This is a genomic window from Haemophilus parahaemolyticus (genome assembly GCF_018373095.1).
GTDB lineage: Bacteria > Pseudomonadota > Gammaproteobacteria > Enterobacterales > Pasteurellaceae > Haemophilus_A > Haemophilus_A parahaemolyticus_A.
The window spans coordinates 1-18,152 of the sequence record NZ_JAHAHT010000029.1; the positions used below are offsets into that span (position 1 = coordinate 1).

Annotated in this window: 17 protein-coding genes; 6 read left to right on the forward strand and 11 right to left on the reverse strand. The window is 37.8% G+C overall.

The features are described from left to right. The 7 genes from leuS to KH943_RS04680 form a co-directional block, all read right to left on the reverse strand. The coding region (gene leuS, locus KH943_RS04650) for a leucine--tRNA ligase (protein ID WP_304108259.1) at positions 1-1,922 on the reverse strand (1,922 nt) is incomplete at its 3' end. Between the two features lie 89 nt (positions 1,923-2,011). Next, positions 2,012-2,194, reverse strand: coding sequence for a DNA gyrase inhibitor YacG (gene yacG / locus KH943_RS04655; protein ID WP_304108261.1), 183 nt, complete (start codon positions 2,192-2,194; stop codon positions 2,012-2,014). After that, positions 2,182-2,808: a dephospho-CoA kinase gene (coaE, locus tag KH943_RS04660; protein ID WP_304108263.1), complete on the reverse strand. Its 627-nt coding sequence runs from the start codon at positions 2,806-2,808 to the stop codon at positions 2,182-2,184. The genes yacG and coaE overlap by 13 nt, the downstream gene beginning before the upstream one ends. Before the next feature lie 20 nt (positions 2,809-2,828). Beyond that, complete coding sequence (locus KH943_RS04665; protein ID WP_304108264.1) at positions 2,829-3,473, reverse strand: prepilin peptidase; 645 nt, start codon at positions 3,471-3,473, stop codon at positions 2,829-2,831. A 6-nt stretch (positions 3,474-3,479) separates the two neighbouring features. After that, positions 3,480-4,676: a type II secretion system F family protein gene (locus tag KH943_RS04670; RefSeq protein WP_304108266.1), complete on the reverse strand. Its 1,197-nt coding sequence runs from the start codon at positions 4,674-4,676 to the stop codon at positions 3,480-3,482. After that, on the reverse strand, positions 4,669-6,054 hold the full coding sequence (locus KH943_RS04675) for a GspE/PulE family protein (protein WP_304108268.1): 1,386 nt from the start codon (positions 6,052-6,054) through the stop codon (positions 4,669-4,671). The genes KH943_RS04670 and KH943_RS04675 overlap by 8 nt, the downstream gene beginning before the upstream one ends. A gap of 67 nt (positions 6,055-6,121) precedes the next feature. Next, positions 6,122-6,589: a prepilin-type N-terminal cleavage/methylation domain-containing protein gene (locus tag KH943_RS04680; protein WP_119222597.1), complete on the reverse strand. Its 468-nt coding sequence runs from the start codon at positions 6,587-6,589 to the stop codon at positions 6,122-6,124. A gap of 191 nt (positions 6,590-6,780) precedes the next feature. On the opposite strand from KH943_RS04680, the gene radA reads away from it, so the two are divergent. Further along, positions 6,781-8,160, forward strand: coding sequence for a DNA repair protein RadA (radA, locus tag KH943_RS04685; protein ID WP_304108271.1), 1,380 nt, complete (start codon positions 6,781-6,783; stop codon positions 8,158-8,160). Positions 8,161-8,174: 14 nt separating this feature from the next. After that, entirely contained in the window at positions 8,175-9,074 is a 900-nt protein-coding gene (locus KH943_RS04690) for an ATP-grasp domain-containing protein (RefSeq protein WP_438359820.1), read from the forward strand. A gap of 1 nt (position 9,075) precedes the next feature. Here the strand turns inward: KH943_RS04690 and purN are convergent, their stop codons facing one another. The 4 genes from purN to KH943_RS04710 form a co-directional block, all read right to left on the reverse strand. Next, positions 9,076-9,729 carry a phosphoribosylglycinamide formyltransferase gene (purN, locus tag KH943_RS04695; RefSeq protein WP_304108275.1) on the reverse strand — a complete coding sequence of 218 codons (654 nt, stop codon included), beginning with the start codon at positions 9,727-9,729 and terminating at the stop codon, positions 9,076-9,078. Positions 9,730-9,783: 54 nt separating this feature from the next. Then, positions 9,784-10,818, reverse strand: a complete 1,035-nt coding sequence (gene purM, locus KH943_RS04700; protein ID WP_304108277.1) for a phosphoribosylformylglycinamidine cyclo-ligase — start codon at positions 10,816-10,818, stop codon at positions 9,784-9,786. A 332-nt stretch (positions 10,819-11,150) separates the two neighbouring features. Then, positions 11,151-12,629: a surface lipoprotein assembly modifier gene (locus KH943_RS04705; protein WP_304108279.1), complete on the reverse strand. Its 1,479-nt coding sequence runs from the start codon at positions 12,627-12,629 to the stop codon at positions 11,151-11,153. A gap of 131 nt (positions 12,630-12,760) precedes the next feature. Beyond that, complete coding sequence (locus KH943_RS04710) at positions 12,761-14,134, reverse strand: collagen-like triple helix repeat-containing protein (protein WP_304108280.1); 1,374 nt, start codon at positions 14,132-14,134, stop codon at positions 12,761-12,763. Positions 14,135-14,640: 506 nt separating this feature from the next. On the opposite strand from KH943_RS04710, the gene KH943_RS04715 reads away from it, so the two are divergent. The 4 genes from KH943_RS04715 to KH943_RS04730 form a co-directional block, all read left to right on the forward strand. Beyond that, on the forward strand, positions 14,641-15,399 hold the full coding sequence (locus KH943_RS04715; protein ID WP_014550773.1) for an SDR family oxidoreductase: 759 nt from the start codon (positions 14,641-14,643) through the stop codon (positions 15,397-15,399). A gap of 18 nt (positions 15,400-15,417) precedes the next feature. Next, positions 15,418-16,611 carry a tryptophan synthase subunit beta gene (gene trpB, locus KH943_RS04720; RefSeq protein WP_304108290.1) on the forward strand — a complete coding sequence of 398 codons (1,194 nt, stop codon included), beginning with the start codon at positions 15,418-15,420 and terminating at the stop codon, positions 16,609-16,611. Next, the gene (gene trpA / locus KH943_RS04725) at positions 16,611-17,420 is read left to right on the forward strand and encodes a tryptophan synthase subunit alpha (RefSeq protein WP_304108293.1); all 810 of its coding nucleotides are present in this window, start codon (positions 16,611-16,613) and stop codon (positions 17,418-17,420) included. The genes trpB and trpA overlap by 1 nt, the downstream gene beginning before the upstream one ends. A gap of 354 nt (positions 17,421-17,774) precedes the next feature. Beyond that, the coding region (locus KH943_RS04730) for a Glu/Leu/Phe/Val dehydrogenase dimerization domain-containing protein (protein WP_304108295.1) at positions 17,775-18,152 on the forward strand (378 nt) is incomplete at its 3' end.

The window sequence follows — 18,152 nt, forward strand, 5'->3', positions numbered from 1 at the left end:
GTATCGGCACCATATTTCTCTACCATTTCTTGTGGGTCAATACCGTTATTTTTGGATTTCGACATTTTGGTCATGCCACTATGGACTAGTTCACGCCCTTCAGGATCGGTGGCTTTAATGATGCGACCTTTCTCATCACGCTCAAGGGTTACTTGCGTTGGGCTTACCCAAATACGCTCATTGGTTGGGCTGGTGTAGTAAAACGCATCCGCAAGCACCATACCTTGGCACAATAATTTGGTGGCTGGCTCATCGCTGGTCACAAAACCTGCATCACGCAAGAGTTTGTGGAAGAAACGGAAGTAGAGCAAGTGCATGGTAGCGTGTTCGATACCGCCGATATATTGATCCACAGGCAACCAGTAATTCGCTTCGTCTTTGTCAAGCATTGCTTCGGCAAATTTTGGTGACGTATAGCGAGCGTAGTACCAAGAAGATTCCATAAAGGTGTCGAAAGTATCCGTTTCTTTTAATGCTGGTGTACCATTAAAGGTGGTTTTCGCCCAATTTGGATCGGCTTTGATTGGGCTTTTCACACCGTCCATCACTACATCTTCAGGCAGAATAATCGGTAAATCTTCCATTGGTGCGGGCACCACATCACCGTTTTCAAGAGTAAGCATTGGAATTGGTGCACCCCAATAACGTTGGCGAGAAACTCCCCAATCACGTAAACGGTAATTAACTTGGCGTTTTCCCACACCTAATTGTTCGAGTTTGTCCGCAATGCCGTTGAATGCCCCCTCGAAATCTCTACCGTCAAATTCTGCAGAGTTGATTAATGTGCCATGTTCAGTGAAGGCTTCTTTCGCTAAATCAATTTCTTGATCTGCAAGCGGTGCAATTACTTGTTTGATTTGCAAACCGTATTTGTGAGCGAATTCATAGTCACGTTGGTCGTGAGCAGGCACTGCCATAACAGCACCTGTGCCATAGTGCATTAATACAAAATTAGCAACCCAAATTGGTAATTTTTCCCCCGTCAATGGATGAATAGCAAATAAACCCGTTGCCATTCCTTTTTTCTCCATGGTTGCGAGATCAGCTTCTGCTACTTTGGCATTTTTCGCTTCTTGAATGAAAGCCGCAAGTTCTGGATTATTCTCTGCTGCAAGGCTTGCCAATGGGTGAGTGGCTGCAATGCCTAAATAGCTCACACCATAGAAAGTGTCAGGGCGAGTCGTGTAAACCGCCACATTTTCATTGGTATCCGCCACGTCAAAGGTGATTTCGACCCCTTCAGAACGACCGATCCAATTGCGTTGCATGGTTTTCACCATATCCGGCCATTGCGGAAGATTGTCTAAACCGCCTAATAATTGCTCGGCATAATCGGTGATTTTGATGAACCATTGTGGAATCTCTTTTTGTTCCACTGGGGTATCACAACGCCAGCAGCAACCGTCGTGCACTTGCTCGTTCGCAAGCACAGTTACATCGTTCGGACACCAGTTTACGGTTGAGTTTTTTTTGTACACCAAACCTTTTTTATAAAGCTCCGTGAAGAACCATTGTTCCCACTTGTAGTAATCGGGTTTGCAAGTCGCAATTTCGCGATCCCAGTCAAAACCAAAGCCTAAAAGTTGAAGTTGTTTCTTCATATAGGCGATGTTTTCGTAAGTCCATTTTGCTGGTGCGGTTTTGTTTTTAATTGCCGCCCCTTCAGCAGGTAAACCAAATGCATCCCAACCAAAGGGTTGCAACACGTTTTTACCCAGCATACGTTGATAGCGTGAAACCACATCACCGATAGTGTAGTTACGCACGTGCCCCATATGCAGGCGACCTGATGGGTAAGGGAACATAGAAAGACAGTAATATTTCTCTTTTGATTCGTCTTTGATCGCTTTGAAAACTTTATTTTCTGCCCAGTATTGTTGAACCTTCGGTTCAATTTCACTTGGATTATATTGCTGTTGCATAAACTTTAACCTTTACTTTAAATTAGAAAAAATTGCCGTGATTTTACCGTAAAATCTAGGGTTTTTGAATGAGTAATTTTATTCTCTTTCTATTGTTCTAACTCATTAGAGAATGGTATATCTTCCACAGCAGCAATCCGCTTTTCTTCATTTGCCCATTCACCAAGATCGATTAAACGACAGCGATCGCTACAAAATGGACGATATTTATTTTCTGCTTTCCATTCTACTTTTTTCTGGCATGTTGGGCATTCTACAATTAAATCTGACATCTTTTTTTCTCTGCTTTTTCTAAATAAATTCGATGAAGATTGTTTACTTGTTTCTTTATTTTTTCGAAATTTTGTTCAAGTGGTTGATTATTATCAATAATATCATCAGCATAAGTTAATCTTTTTTCTCTTGAAACTTGTGCTGCTACAATATTTTTAATTATCTCTGCGTTATTATTATCACGTTTTGTCGCTCTTTCTATTTGTATTTCAGGCAGCACATCTACAACTAAAATATGATCACACAAATGAGTTAAATTGTTTTCAATTAATAACGGTACCATCAAAATTGCATAAGGCTGTTGACATCGTTTTAATTGAGTAAGCATTTTATTTCTGATTGCAGGATGGAGTAATTGATTAAGCCAAGTTTTCTCATCAGGATGAGAGAAAATAATTTCGCGTAATTTAGCTCGATTTAATTCCTTGTGCTCGGTAAGAATATCTACTCCAAAATGAGAGACTAATTTTGCTAATAATGGAGAGCCTTTTTCAACAACTTGGCGGGCAATAATATCGGCATCAATCACAGGCACGCCAAGTGCTAAAAACAGATCGCCAATGGTGCTTTTTCCACTTCCAATTCCACCTGTTAATCCAACAACATAAGGCATTTTTTATCCTCAATTTATGATTAGTTGAGGTAAATTATAATAAAAGTCGCCACACTAATAAACGGAATAAAAGGCAATTTTTGACGTTTTTGTGAAGTAATGCGTCGTTCTACTAAGTAGTATGTTATCCCTAGCACTGAGGCGATAAGCACGAGTTGTAACATCTGCTCTAACGTAAACAGAGGTGATAAAGCAATTAATAATAAACTGTCTCCTAATCCAAAGCCTTCCTTCTGGAAAGTGAAAATAGAAAAAAAGTGAATGAAAATAAAGAAAAAGACTGTAAAATAAAATGTTTCTAGATTATCACTGTATAGCGTAAGTAAAAATAAAATGGCTAAATATCGAATTTCAGTAAGATAATAAAGTATATCCAATACAGTAAGAAAACATAAAATAATAATTACTACTGAAATAAGATAATCTTGACTTAACCAAGTAACTAAAGGAAAAATAAAGAAAAATAGAATCGATAATTTACTTTGTTTTGCTTTTAAATTAGATTGTTTTTCAAAATCACGATAATCTAGCTGAAAATCCACTAGAGAATAAAATTCATTATAAGTTTGTTGGTTGATTCGCTTGGCAAAAAGAGGAATTTCTCTTCTAAACCAGAAAGCGAATAATATAGCGGTTAAAAATTCAAAAAATTTTACTAAATCCATTTTATTTTATTCAACTAAAGATCCCATATCAAAAATAGGTAAATAAAGCCCAACAATAATAGTGCCAACAATACCACCAAGAATAACCATCAATGCGGGCTCAAGCAGCTGTGATAGAATATTAAGCTGATCATCTAATTTCTTTTTATATATTTGGCTAACATATTCACTCATTTCAGCCAATTTTCCGCTTCTTTCTCCAACAGATAACATCTGTACAGTTTGGCTTTCAAATATATCTGTATTTAAACATTCGGAAAAAGCGTAACCTTGTTTAATCAGTGTTAATACTGACTGACACTCTTGTTGTAAAATGGGATCTGCCTGTTTATTTGATAGAAAAGTTTCTAAAATAAGATCTAATCGAAGGCTAGCATTTAGCATTAAGGCTATATTTTGAGTGAAATAAATAATACGTGATTGGACTATGATATTTTTAAACACAGGAAAATTACTTAAAATATGGTATTTAAACTTTTTAATTATTGTTGTTTTTTTATCTAAAAAAGAGAAAAAAATACCACTCAGCACAAATAAAAAAAACATAAATATATAATTATCAATCAATAAATTAGAGAGAAAAAAGAGCACTTCGGTGATAAAAGGCAATGTTTTATCTTTCGCACTATATAATTCTGAAAATTTAGGCACAATGAGTATCAACATTCCAATTGAAAGAGTTAAAGCAACAACTAATACCATTACAGGATAAAACATAATCTTCTTTACTTTAGAAAATAATTTTTCACTTTCAGACCTAGATTGTGCAATATTTTCAAGTATCACTCCTAATTTCCCACTTATTTCCCCCATTTTGATCAGCTGAATTTCCTGACTATCTAAATAGCGATTTAAATTTTCTAATGATGTTGAAAAAGAATAACCTAAATCAACCGAGCGTATTATTTCTTCAAGCCATAAATAAAGCTTTATATTTTGTGTATTTTCTAAAATGATTGATAACGCTTGTTTTAAGGGAAGTTTTGCATTAATTAGTAAAGAAAGTTGAGAAATAAGTTGAGTCACCTCTTCTGATTTTGGATTTTTAGGGAAAATAAAATTCCGATTAATTTTAATTTGCTGAAAGCCTTTTTTAATTAACCTTTGTTCTAATTCTTCTTGATTGCGAGCTAATAATTTCCCTTTCTGTTTTTGCTGAAAACGATTCACCGCTTTCCAATGAAATTCATATACCTTAAACATAGCCTAATACTCGTTGTATTTCTGATAAATTAGTTTTATTTTCTTGATATTTTTGCATTGCACTTTCCGCTAAAGTAGAAAAATCTAAATAAGCGGTCGATTTTTCAAATTCTTTTCCATTTTTTGACAGTAATTGATACACACCAATTCGTCCTTTGTAACCCTGATAGCAATGTTCACAGCCATTACTTTGACAATGTGTGCAGATTTTCCTAACTAAACGTTGAGCAATGACTAATTGCAAACTGTTTCTTAGTTCAAACTCTTTAATTCCAAGTTGCAAAAGGCGTTCCACCGCTGATAGTGCATCGTTAGTGTGAAGCGTTGAAAGCACTAAATGCCCTGTTTGTGAGGCTCGCAGTGCCATTTGAGCACTTTCTTCATCTCGAATTTCACCAAACATAATAATATCGGGATCTTGGCGTAAAAAGGTGCGTAATAATTGGCTGAAATCTAACCCAATACCACGATCAACTTGCGTTTGAATGATGCCTTCAATCTCTATTTCTATTGGATCTTCAGCAGTTAGAATATGTTTTTTACTCTGGTTTAAATAACTAAGTGCAGTATATAATGTAATACTTTTTCCGCTACCTGTTGGGCCTGTCACCAATATTAAACCTTGTGGTTGATTTAATGCATCTAATAAAATTGTTTTCTGGTTTTGATTAAATCCAAGCCCTAAAAAATCTAAATCAATAGGTTTATTTTTTTGCAAACGAAGTACTATTTTTTCACCAAAATGAGTTGGCAATGTAGAAACACGAAAATCTAAAGTATCAGAAATTTTTGTTTTAAAGTGGAATTGTCCATCTTGTGGCAAACGAGTTTCGCTAATATCTAATTTTGCGAGAATTTTTAATCTGGAAATAATACGGCTAGATAAATTTAGCGATAGCGTTTTATAAATATGTAAAACGCCATCAATCCGCAAGCGGATCATAAATCTATTTTTCTGTGGTTCTAAATGAATATCGGAAACATTTTTCTGTAGACAATAATTAAATAATTCATCTAGCAGATGGATTACTGGATCAGTATGGTCTAATTCTACTTGCTGGTTGTTTTCTGAATAAATAATTTCTGTTGTTTCATAAATAATATCTTTTTTAGGCGAAAGCTCATTTAATAGGTATTTTAATTCCTCAGTAGAAATTAAAATGGGCTCAATCTCTTTATGAGCAATAAAGGAAAAGATCTCATAAGCGGTCAGATTATTCAAATCATCAATAGCAAGCCATAATTTCTCTTTATCTTCTTTCACGGGAATGGCTAAATAACGCAAAAGAATCGTTTTCTCTTCACAATTTTTCTGCCATTGACGCTCAGAGATTTCAAAAATATTTTGAGTGTTTAAATCGCAAACGGTATAGGTCATAGTTTTTTGTTATAAGTGATTTACTAGTAAAAGAGCGGTCAAAATTGACCGCTTGAGAATGGTTCTATTAGTTTGTTGAGCTTGTAGAGCAGAAATTTGCAGGGAATAAACTTGTATCAGAACCCGTACAATTCGTTTTCCAACTAATCGTATTGGAGCTAAAGGTTGGCGTCATGGTATAGCCAAATCCATCAATATTGCCTTTACCTGCTACCGTAATTACCCCGCTTGCAACAGAAACAGATTTCAAGTATTTAGTTTCGTCACTTGAGGCTTTGTTTGCTTGTACACCATTTGAACCGCCTGAACAATTCGTTACCTCACCAGTGTTGTAAATACAAACCTCTACATCGGATTTATACGAAGCAGAAGCTCTTAGTAGCTCAGAGAGAGCCGCTTTTTGCGTATAAGTGGTATAAGAAGGGATCGCAATGGTCGCTAGAATGGCAATGATGGCAATCACAATCATTAATTCAATCAAGGTAAATGCCTTTGTAGGCTTAAGAAAAAGAGGCTTTTTCGTTAAAGATTTCATTCGTTAAATTTCCTTTTAAATCAATATGCGTGTTATTCACGCCCTTAAAGTTTGCGGATTTTTTCTGTTTTGGCGAGTGCCAATGTTTAAATTTTCGAGCGTACTCGAAAAAATAAAAATTTCAGTGTTTATTTATTCAGTGTTTTTTGCTAGTATTTCGTCAATTTTTCAGTTTAAAATTAAGGTTTAATATGGCAAAGGCACCAAAAACGGCTTATGTGTGTAGCGATTGTGGCGCAGAATACTCTAAGTGGATGGGGCAATGTAAAGAGTGCTATGCGTGGAATACTATCAGCGAAATTCGTTTAGTTTCAGCTAAAGAAAGTAAAAAAAACGACCGTTTTAGTGGCTATGCGGGCGAAACTTCTGGCAAGGTGCAAGCACTCTCTGAGATCAGCTTGCAAGAAGTACCACGTTTTAGTAGCGGATTTAACGAACTCGATCGCGTGCTTGGTGGTGGAGTTGTGCCAGGTTCTGCTATTCTGATTGGTGGTCATCCTGGGGCGGGGAAAAGTACGTTACTGCTCCAAGTGATGTGCGGATTATCTAAAGAAATTCCGACGCTATATGTGACAGGCGAGGAGTCGCTCCAACAAGTTGCAATGCGCGCTAACCGTTTAGGTTTACCAACAGAACACCTCAAAATGCTTTCTGAAACCTCGGTTGAGCATATTTGTAACATTGCCGATCAAGAAAAACCCCAAATTATGGTGATTGACTCTATTCAAGTGATGCACCTTTCAGATATTCAATCTTCACCAGGTTCGGTTTCTCAAGTGCGTGAATGTGCTTCATTCCTCACACGCTATGCGAAAACCCGCCAAGTGGCAATTATTATGGTGGGGCACGTAACCAAAGATGGTACGCTTGCAGGTCCTAAAGTTTTAGAGCATGCAATTGATGCTTCACTTTTATTAGAAGGTGAATCAGATTCACGCTATCGCACCTTACGTAGCCAGAAAAACCGTTTTGGTGCCGTAAATGAGCTAGGTGTGTTTGCGATGACAGAACAAGGACTTCGTGAAGTCAAAAACCCATCTGCAATCTTTTTAAGCCGTAGCGATGAGTTGGTTTCAGGCAGTTCTGTGGTTGTGCTTTGGGAAGGAACTCGCCCTCTCTTGGTAGAAATTCAAGCCTTAGTCGATCACTCAATGCTTGCCAACCCGCGCCGTGTTGCTGTGGGTTTAGATCACAATCGCTTATCACTATTGCTTGCTGTTTTACACCGCCATGGTGGATTGCAAATGTCAGACCAAGATGTATTTGTCAATATAGTAGGCGGCGTAAAAGTGACGGAAACTAGTGCAGACTTAGCCTTAATTCTCGCCTTAATTTCTAGCTTTAGAAACCGACCACTACCACAAGATCTTGTGATTTTTGGAGAGGTGGGCTTAGCAGGCGAAATTCGCCCTGTGCCAAGTGGTCAAGAACGTATTTCTGAGGCTGCTAAACACGGCTTCAAGCGTGCCATTGTGCCTTTTGGGAATATGCCCAAAAAATCGATTAAGGGAATGGAAGTTTTTGGCGTGAAAAAACTCAGTGATTCGTTAGATATTTTAGGCAATTTGTAATGGCTAATTTCCCTATAAAATGGTTGATGCTCTGCCGTGAGCCACGCTTATATAGTTGCCAACGGATTAAAACTGCGTGCGAACAGCGTGGTATCTTGCTCGACATTCTCGATCCCAATCGAATGTTACTTAAACTTGCAAGTGTTGGAGGAAAATCGACCGCTAGATTATTCTATCAAACGTCCGAACAAGAGTTACAGCTTGATGAATATCACGCTGTGCTTCCTCGTTTCGGGACAACAAGCACAGAGATGGGCTGTTATGTGTTGCAGCATTTTGAAATCAAAAAAACAAAAGTACTAAATAATGCCCAAGCTTTCCGATTAGCTCGAGACAAATGGCAAAGTTTGCAATTGCTCGCAGCTTATGGTTTGCCTATTCCCTCAACAAGTTACATTGGTGAATTAGTTGAAAGCTCTTCACAATTGGCTTTGCATTTTCCTGCAGTCGTACTTAAGACATTAGTCGGTATGCAAGGTACTGGTGTAGAATTATATGAGGAGACAAGCACAGCCTTAAATAAGCTAAAAATGCTAAAGCAAGTGGGTGAAAAAGCCTTAGTACAAGATTTTATAGCCGAAACCCGAGGGCAAGATATTCGTGCTTTTGTTATTGGTGATCAAGTAGTCGCAAGTATGCAACGCACCGCAGGTAATGGAGATTTTCGTGCAAATTTACACCAAGGTGGCAAAGCTGAAAGCATTGAACTGACAGAGGAAGAAAAGCAGATTGCTATTCAAGCAACAAAAGCTATTGGATTAGATGTTGCAGGCGTTGATTTAATCCGTGCCAAGCAAGGCCCGATGATTCTAGAAGCGAATGCGAGCCCTGGTTTAGAAGGGATTGAAAAAGTTTCTGGCAAAGATATTGCGGGGATGATGGTGGATTATTTACTCACAGGTATTTTAGGATAAATTATTTCTCTTTATCATCTTCACTCGCATATCCAGATTTTGGCAGAGCTTTTCCATCTAAATATGCCAAATTATCTTTAAGTCTTAACCGTCCTTCGGTAAACCATTTAATCACAAGCGGATAAATTTGATATTCTTGCTCACGGGTTCTAGCTTCCACTTCTTCGATGCTATCTTCAGGGAAGATTGGTACTTTTGCTTGTAAGACAATTGCACCACCATCCACTTCTTCATTGACAAAATGGACGGTTGTGCCGTGTTCATTGTCGCCTGCTTCAATCGCACGTTGGTAGGTGTTTAAGCCTGCATATTTAGGAAGAAGAGAAGGATGGATATTTAAAATTTTCCCTGCAAAACGTTGAGTAAATTTTGGGGTAAGAATTTTCATATAACCAGCAAGGACGATCAAATCTACTGCTAGGCTTTGCAAATAATCGCCAATGGCATCGTCCATTTCGAGGTTATTGGCAAAATTTTTGCGAAGAAAGATCGCTTGCGGAATCTGTGCTTGTTTGGCTCGAATTAAGCCGTAAGCATCAGATTTGTTACTTACCACACAAGCAATTTTGGCGGGAATATCGCCTGAATGGCAGGCATCAATAATAGTTTGTAAATTCGTTCCTTGACCAGAAATAAGGACGGCAATTTTTTTCATTTTCTTCCTTATAGAAATCAGCCCAAAAGGGCTGAATTGAAATTTAAGATTTTACTATTGAATCTCAACCTGTGCTTCGCCTTCGCCAAGATGTTCAATTTTGCCGATAACCCACGCTTTTTCGCCCGCTTGTTCAAGCAATGCAAGAGCGGTTTCAATCTCTTTTTCTGGTAATGCAATTACCATACCTACGCCACAGTTAAAAGTGCGGTACATTTCATAACGACTAATATTGCCTTTTTCTTGTAACCAGTTGAAGATCGCAGGCCATTGCCAACTTGATTCATCAATCACTGCTTTAGTATTGTCAGGTAATACACGCGGGATATTTTCCCAGAAGCCACCGCCTGTTAAGTGAGCAATGGCGTGAACTTCGGTCTGCTTGATCAGTTGTAAAATCGATTTTACATAGATTTTGGTTGGGGCTAATAAATGTTCGCTAAGCGGTTTGCCGTCTAATAAATCCGCTGGATTTGCACCGCTCACTTCAAGCACTTTGCGAATAAGTGAATAGCCGTTTGAGTGAGCACCACTTGAACCGAGTGCGATAAGCGTGTCGCCCGTTTTCACTGCTGTGCCGTCAATAATCTCTGATTTTTCTACCACCCCTACGCAGAAACCCGCTAAGTCGTAGTCGCCTTCGTGGTACATTCCAGGCATTTCAGCGGTTTCACCACCGACTAACGCACAGCCAGACATTTCGCAACCGTCTGCAATACCTTTGATCACACTTGCTGCCACATCAACGTCTAATTTTCCTGTTGCATAGTAATCTAAGAAGAAAAGCGGTTCTGCCCCTTGTACGATTAAGTCGTTTACACACATTGCCACTAAATCCTGACCAATGGTATCGTGTTTTTTCAAGTCAATCGCAAGGCGTAATTTTGTACCCACGCCGTCTGTACCAGAAACTAAAATTGGCTCTTTATATTTGGTTGGTAAAGCACATAATGCTCCGAAACCACCCAATCCGCCCATGACTTCAGGGCGGCGAGTGCGTTTTACATCGCCTTTGATACGTTCGACTAATTCATTCCCAGCGTGAATATCGACGCCAGCATCTTTGTAGCTAAGTTGTGTATTGCTCACGATTAACCTCGATCAATTGAAATAAAAATCGGGCAGATTATATCATTAAGCAAACGTTTGCGGTATGGTAAATTTATTTCATTTTACAATATTTTTGAAATTAAAATGAAATTGCTTGCAGTAAAAAAATGTACGATTTTAATAGTGCAAAAGCTGAAAACTATCAATATTAGTCAGAAAAAAATCATCTGACGCCTCTTATCGGGTAAAAGTTTGGCTCAATTACCGCAAAAATTAGAACACCATCATCATTAATCTTGAAAGTGCGGTGGAATTTCACCGCACTTTTTGCTTTTTATTTATAATCTTATAAAGTCTATTTATAAAAATAATCAAAAAGTTTTCTCAAATAATATATTTACATTCTTCTGAGTATAAGAATACATTTCTGGAATATTACTATCTTGTTTACGCCAGCTTAGTTGGAGTTTTGGTGTAATTCCCCAAATATGCCAATCGCGTTTCCATAGGGATAAACTCACGCCATAAATTTTATCTTCTCGACGTTTTCCAAAAGAAAACAAATTGATATTACCTAATTTAGAAATATCTTTATATTCATGTTTCATTATGGATAAGCCAAGACGTGAGGAAATGCCCCAATGCCATTCTTGCCCCCAACCTAAACGTAGGCTTTTACTGTCTGAACTATATTGACGAACCTTAGTTCTTTCTGCCATAAAATCAGAACCAAGGTAGAAAAACTGTTTCGGTGTTCTTGCCCACAGTAAGGTTGCTGAAATCAGTTTGTTATTGCCGTTTTGTGATGTGCTGTCGAGATAACGTTGTTTTGAAAACTCTCCTGCTGTAGAAAGTTGCCAGTTAGGACTTAACCAGCGAGAAAATTCCACTCTTGCCCCATTAGACCAACGATAACTTTCACCGCCATACCAACGTTTTTCATAAAAAGGTTTAATACGGAAATTTTGCTTTGCGGTTTTATGTGCATAGCCAACAAAAGTGCGGTTGGAAATATCATCAAATTCATGATTATCCCAATAACTCTTGCCCCCGAACTCATTACCCAGCGTGAGATAATGAGAACGCCATAAATTGAAATCTCTGGAAATATCGAGTGAGTACGCTAAGCCGTGTGCCGTTTGTGGTAACATTGATTCTGAACGAGTCAGTACACCACCATTTTCTAACACCACTTGTCTCTCACTTCCCACATTATTTACATTCGTATCACGTACATAATTAAAAGAAAAATCCAAATTCCAGCTGTCACGTTCTTTTAAAGCCTCTAAATAAGCCTCCATTAAACGCCTAACTTGAGGCGGTAAATCCCCCGCAGTTTGTGCTTTTTCAAATTGGTCTTTGGCGGCTCCATCTTGTTTTTGATTGAATAAAGCGATAGCCAGTTCAATTCGCACAGGGTTTAAATTTGGATTTTTCGCTAATATTTCACGGTAATGCTCAATGGCTAAAGTATAGTTTTCTATTAGGGCAGCCAATTTTCCTTCCGCAAAGCGCTCCATAATCGGGTCACGATTTGGAAAAGTGCGGTAAATTTCCAGCAATTTTTTAATCATTTCTGGATTGCGAGCATAAATAGCACGGCTTAATAATTCGTGGGTTAAAGCTGGATTTTGTTTAAGTTGCTCAAGGGTAATTTCAATTTGTTCGGCTTGTTCTGTACCTAAATGCGGTAAATTTTGTTCGCGTTTTTCAAGTTTGGCGACATTAATTTGTGGTTCAAGTTCTGTTTTGAACTTAGGCTCGTTAATGTTCAGTGTGATATTTGTTGCAGGTGTTTGAGCTAAGGCAAGCATAGGAAAAAGTATGCTGATAACTAATTTAATTTTCATAATGAAAGAGGCTATTTAGAGAATATAAGTGATTAACTATTAAAATGGCACGATAAGTTATAAGTTAAGATTATCAATTAACTAAAAATGCTCATCTGGTGATGAGCATTTCAATTAATCAAGCACAACTATTATTGCTTAGTTGCACCAAATACTGCTTCGTATTTTTCAACTAGATTTGGGTTGTTTTTAGTTGGTTGATAATAACCCCGTTTATTCACAATATCTTTTTGATATCCTGTTCTTAGATCCGAACTTAACGATACTCCACCGACTACATCACTATATTCTTTACCTGTGAATTGAACACTATAAGAACCAACAAACTGATTATTTCCTTCTGCATTCAATACTTTTGCACCAAGAGCATCACTAGAAAGACTACCTAGCCCATAATTATCAGTGGTTGATTGCTTAGTTAATTCAATTCTACCTAGGGTATCACTATCAATATGACCAGATACTGTAAAGAATTTAGGTTCAAATTTAGCATTAAGAGTAACTTTACCATCTATTTTAGGTGTTTCAGGTAACGTAACATTTCTAGTCCCTTCAACACCCTTTGTTACGACAGCAATAACATCACCTTTATAAACTAAATCGCCTTTTAAACTTTCAACATAATTCTTACTTGCAACTTTTTCAGTAAATGGTGCACCATAGGTTTCATTTGTATTTAAACCACCTACAAATAATTTGGAGTCATATTCATTTGTAAACAACGCACCATAAGTAGAGTATGGCGTATTAATGAAAAGATAATTCACCCTGTGAACATCTCCATCAACTTCACTAACTTTTATATCAGATGGTTGAGAACCAGGTAAAATCTCTTTAAGTTTAGTGATTTTAACACCATCAATATTCTCATCTGAAAATACGCCTTCATGAACACCTAAATAATTTCCACCATTACGAATATCTTTTTCAGTTAATTCAGAAATAGAGACATTCACATTCTCAGCTAAACGGAATGGAGATTCATTTCTAAGACTTCTACGTGAATATTCATCAGTTAATTCAAGATCATATCGATGTGTACCTGTAGCAACATTTACGCTACTAATAGAAACATTCTTGTTTGAAGTCTCTTCAAGAGTACTAGAGTCACCAAGTTTAATTGTAAATTTAGCTTTTACATTATCACCAATCACAGGGGCTTTTGCTAATTCAGCATTAATTCTATCCGCTTCATCTTGTGCGTTACTGTCTTGGTTTCCTGTATTACCTGGGTTTCCTGTATTACCTGGGTTTCCTGTGTTACCTGGGTTTCCTGTGTTACCTGGGTTTCCTGTGTTACCTGTGTTACCTGAGTTTTCTGTGTTACCTGGGTTTCCAGTATTACCCTGGTTTCCTGTATTACCTTGGTCTCCTGTATTGACTTGGTTACTTACACCAGTATTCACGCTTGTTGGAGGTAATTCTTTCTTTGAATCACTCATACAAGCCGTTGCACTCAATGAAACTAAAATCGCAAGTGCAGTGGTTTTAAAAGTTGGTTTCATAAATTTTTCCTTTTAATTTAAGAAATAGAGGAGTGTTTTTATTGAGAATGAGCGGTTTTATAATAAAAAAATCTATTTATAAAAACACCAATAAAAACTTTCCTATTCTAAAAAAAAAAAAAAAACGCAAGCGAAAACGATTAAATATAAAGAAAATTTTTATTTATTTTTGCTCATTGGAGGGCGTTATAAAATAGGGAAGATAAAGATGAGTGGAATCGGCAGTATCGTAGAGGGCTTCAGCCCACCTTTTTTATTTATTTTTGATGGTTAATTGGTGGGATAAAGTCCACCCTACAACTACTATGGCTTATAAATCACTGAAAACGAAAGATACTCTTGGATTCCTCAAAATATAATACGGGGTTGAAGATAGATTAGATCATAAATTAGGGAGAGTGATCTTGTCCTGTAATAATTCTTAAAATTAAAAGAAAATTGCTTGCAATCAAAATTTATTTGTACTACTTTAATAGTACAAATAAGCTCAAGATCTAGGAGAAAAAATGAAAACCACAACCGCATTAGTCACAGGTGCAACTGCAGGCTTTGGCTTGGCAATCTGTAAGAAATTGATAGAAGCAGGCTATAAAGTGATTGGCACGGGCAGACGTGCAGATCGATTAGCAGAAATCCATTCACAATTAGGTAACAATTTTCTACCGCTTGCCTTTGATATTCGCGATGAACAAGCCACAATTAACGCTCTAAATACCCTTCCTGAAGGTTGGCAAGCGGTCGATTTATTAGTGAATAATGCAGGTTTAGCTTTGGGATTAGAGCCAGCACATAAAGCGGATTTACAAGATTGGTATCAGATGATCGATACCAACATTAAAGGATTGGTTACTATCACTCGTCTTGTGTTGCCAAATATGGTGGCTCGTAATCATGGACAGATTATCAATTTGAGTTCAATTGCAGGTACTTATCCTTATGCAGGCAGTAATGTATATGGTGGAACTAAAGCTTTTGTCACACAATTTAGCTTAAATTTACGAGCCGATCTGGCAGGCACAAAAATTCGAGTAAGCAATGTTGAACCTGGACTATGTGGCGGTACGGAGTTCTCTAATGTACGTTTTCACGGCGATGATGAAAGAGCGGCGAAAGTGTATGAAAACGTGCAATCGGTTCAGCCTGAAGATATTGCGAACATTGTATTATGGCTTCATCAACAACCTGAACACGTGAACATTAATCGCATTGAAGTAATGCCAACCGCTCAATCTTTTGCGGGAATGAGCGTTGCAAAAGATAACTAAAAAATAATAGGAAAAAATATGTCAGACACACTTCTCAACCCTTATTTCGGCGAATTTGGCGGAATGTATGTGCCAGAAATTTTAGTGCCTGTTTTAAAACAATTAGAACAAGCCTTTGTAGAAGCACAAAATGATCCTACATTCCAAGCAGAATTTGCTGATTTACTCAAAAATTATGCAGGCAGACCGACCGCACTTACCCTTTGTCGCAATTTAACCAAAGGTACCAACACCAAACTTTACTTAAAACGTGAAGATTTATTGCACGGTGGTGCCCACAAAACTAACCAAGTGTTAGGGCAAATTTTGCTTGCCAAACGTATGGGCAAAACACGTATTATTGCCGAAACTGGTGCGGGTCAGCATGGTGTTGCGACAGCCCTAGCTTGTGCCATGTTAGATATGCCGTGCCGTGTTTATATGGGCGCAAAAGATGTTGAACGCCAATCGCCAAATGTGTTCCGTATGCGTTTGATGGGTGCGGAAGTGATTCCTGTACAAAAAGGCTCTTGTTCTTTAAAAGACGCCTGTTGTGAAGCGATGCGTGATTGGTCAGCAAACTACGAAACCACCCATTATTTACTTGGCACCGCGGCAGGCCCCCATCCATTCCCGACGATTGTGAGAGAATTTCAAAAAATGATTGGGATTGAGACTAAACGTCAAATTCTCGAACGAGAAGGTCGTTTACCTGATGCAGTGATTGCTGCTGTCGGTGGCGGCTCGAATGCAATTGGTATGTTTGCGGATTTCATTGATGAAGCAAATGTTCGTTTAATTGGTGTTGAACCTGCGGGGAAAGGTATTGAAACGGGCGAACACGGTGCACCGCTAAAACACGGCACAACAGGCATTTACTTCGGAATGAAATCGCCAATTATGCAAGATAAAGATGGACAAATTGAGGAATCCTACTCCATTTCTGCAGGGTTAGACTTCCCTTCCGTCGGGCCACAACATGCTTATTTAAATGCGATTGGTCGTGCTGATTATGTATCAATTACCGATGAAGAAGCCCTCAATGCATTCCAAGAATTGGCAAAACACGAAGGCATTATTCCTGCATTAGAAAGCTCACACGCCTTGGCTTATGCCTTGAAATTGATTAAACAAAATCCTGAAAAAGAACAACTTTTAGTGGTTAATCTTTCAGGACGAGGCGATAAAGATATTTTTACCGTTGATAAAATTTTAAATGGAGGCACAAACTAATGAGCCGTTTTGAAACGCAATTTGCGACACTTAACGTAAAAAATGAAGGGGCTTTCGTGCCGTTCGTTACCCTTTGCGATCCTACTTTTGACCGCTCTTTTGAGATCATTTGCACACTTGTCGATAACGGCGCGGATGCTTTAGAACTCGGTTTCCCTTTTTCAGATCCACTCCTTGATGGCCCAGTTATCCAAGCGGCGAATAATCGTGCTTTAACTGCAGGTCATAGCAGTGAAGATAGCTTTAAACTATTGGAAAAAGTGCGGTCAAAATATCCAGAGATTCCGATTAGCTTATTACTTTGTGCTAATTTAATTTTTGCCAAAGGTTTGGATGCTTTTTATCAACGTTGTGCAGAAGTGGGTGTTGATGCTGTGCTTGTAGCAGATATTCCGTTACTCGCAAAAGAAGATTATGTGCAAGCGGCTAAAAAACACGGCATTCAACCCGTCTTTATTTGCCCACCAAATGCGGACGAGAAAACTATTAAAGGTGTAGCGGAAAATAGCGAAGGATATACTTATTTAGTCTCACGAGCAGGCGTAACTAGTGCAGAAAATCAAGCCCATGCAGCGAATTTAGATACCCTTGTAGAACAGCTTAAGGTCCATAATGCTCCACCAATTTTACAAGGCTTCGGCATTGCACAGCCTGCACAAGTGAAAGAAGCGTTGTCTTTGGGGGTAGCTGGTGCGATTTCAGGTTCTGCAACAGTGAAAATTATTGAGCGAAATTTAGATAATCAGCCAAAATTATTAGAAGAGCTAAGTTTGTTTGTGAGGGGAATGAAAGCAGCGGCGCGATTTTAAATTTCTAATTTTCATGGCTTAAAGCTCCTATATGAAATTTTAAGCCATTTTTTCCTTTAGATCATAAATTCAAGCAATTATTCTAGTTATTCTACGCTAATAATTAAAATTTCTAATCATAAAATTTCTATTCATAAAAATGTGATCTTTTTCCCATTTTTCCCTAAAAATCTTTCTTTTGATATAATAAAGCATTGTCATTAGAGTAAAAAACAATCAATTAAACTTAGTTTTTCTAATTTATTACATTATTTTTTATTATCGCTCTTTTCAAACAAGAAAAGTTTTGATACATTGCAAGCCATTCCAAAACACAGCATTTCTTAAAAATTTAAAATCTTACAGGAGAAAACTATGAGCGACTTAAACGCACTGTTCCAAAAAATCAAACAACGTGATCCTAACCAAGCACCATTCCATCAAGCGGTTGAAGAGGTTTTCGGCTCTTTAGCACCGTTCCTTGCAAAAAATCCACAATACACTAAACACGGTATTTTAGAGCGTATTGTTGAGCCTGAGCGTGTAATTACTTTCCGAGTAACGTGGGTGGATGACAAGGGTAATGTACAAGTGAACCGTGGTTATCGCGTACAAATGAACTCTGCGATTGGTCCTTATAAAGGTGGTATCCGTTTCCACCCAACTGTGGATTTAGGCGTATTAAAATTCTTAGCGTTCGAACAAGTTTTCAAAAACGCATTAACTACCTTGCCAATGGGGGGCGGTAAAGGT

What these genes read in the sequence shown, in the direction of transcription:
- KH943_RS04710 (WP_304108280.1), bottom strand. Translation starts at nt 14,134, where the DNA reads ATGAAACCAACTTTTAAAACCACTGCACTTGCGATTTTAGTTTCATTG.
- trpB (WP_304108290.1), top strand. Translation starts at nt 15,418, where the DNA reads ATGTCAGACACACTTCTCAACCCTTATTTCGGCGAATTTGGCGGAATG.
- yacG (WP_304108261.1), bottom strand. Translation starts at nt 2,194, where the DNA reads ATGTCAGATTTAATTGTAGAATGCCCAACATGCCAGAAAAAAGTAGAA.
- coaE (WP_304108263.1), bottom strand. Translation starts at nt 2,808, where the DNA reads ATGCCTTATGTTGTTGGATTAACAGGTGGAATTGGAAGTGGAAAAAGC.
- radA (WP_304108271.1), top strand. Translation starts at nt 6,781, where the DNA reads ATGGCAAAGGCACCAAAAACGGCTTATGTGTGTAGCGATTGTGGCGCA.
- KH943_RS04705 (WP_304108279.1), bottom strand. Translation starts at nt 12,629, where the DNA reads ATGAAAATTAAATTAGTTATCAGCATACTTTTTCCTATGCTTGCCTTA.
- KH943_RS04675 (WP_304108268.1), bottom strand. Translation starts at nt 6,054, where the DNA reads ATGACCTATACCGTTTGCGATTTAAACACTCAAAATATTTTTGAAATC.
- KH943_RS04670 (WP_304108266.1), bottom strand. Translation starts at nt 4,676, where the DNA reads ATGTTTAAGGTATATGAATTTCATTGGAAAGCGGTGAATCGTTTTCAG.
- purN (WP_304108275.1), bottom strand. Translation starts at nt 9,729, where the DNA reads ATGAAAAAAATTGCCGTCCTTATTTCTGGTCAAGGAACGAATTTACAA.
- KH943_RS04680 (WP_119222597.1), bottom strand. Translation starts at nt 6,589, where the DNA reads ATGAAATCTTTAACGAAAAAGCCTCTTTTTCTTAAGCCTACAAAGGCA.
- KH943_RS04715 (WP_014550773.1), top strand. Translation starts at nt 14,641, where the DNA reads ATGAAAACCACAACCGCATTAGTCACAGGTGCAACTGCAGGCTTTGGC.
- KH943_RS04665 (WP_304108264.1), bottom strand. Translation starts at nt 3,473, where the DNA reads ATGGATTTAGTAAAATTTTTTGAATTTTTAACCGCTATATTATTCGCT.
- trpA (WP_304108293.1), top strand. Translation starts at nt 16,611, where the DNA reads ATGAGCCGTTTTGAAACGCAATTTGCGACACTTAACGTAAAAAATGAA.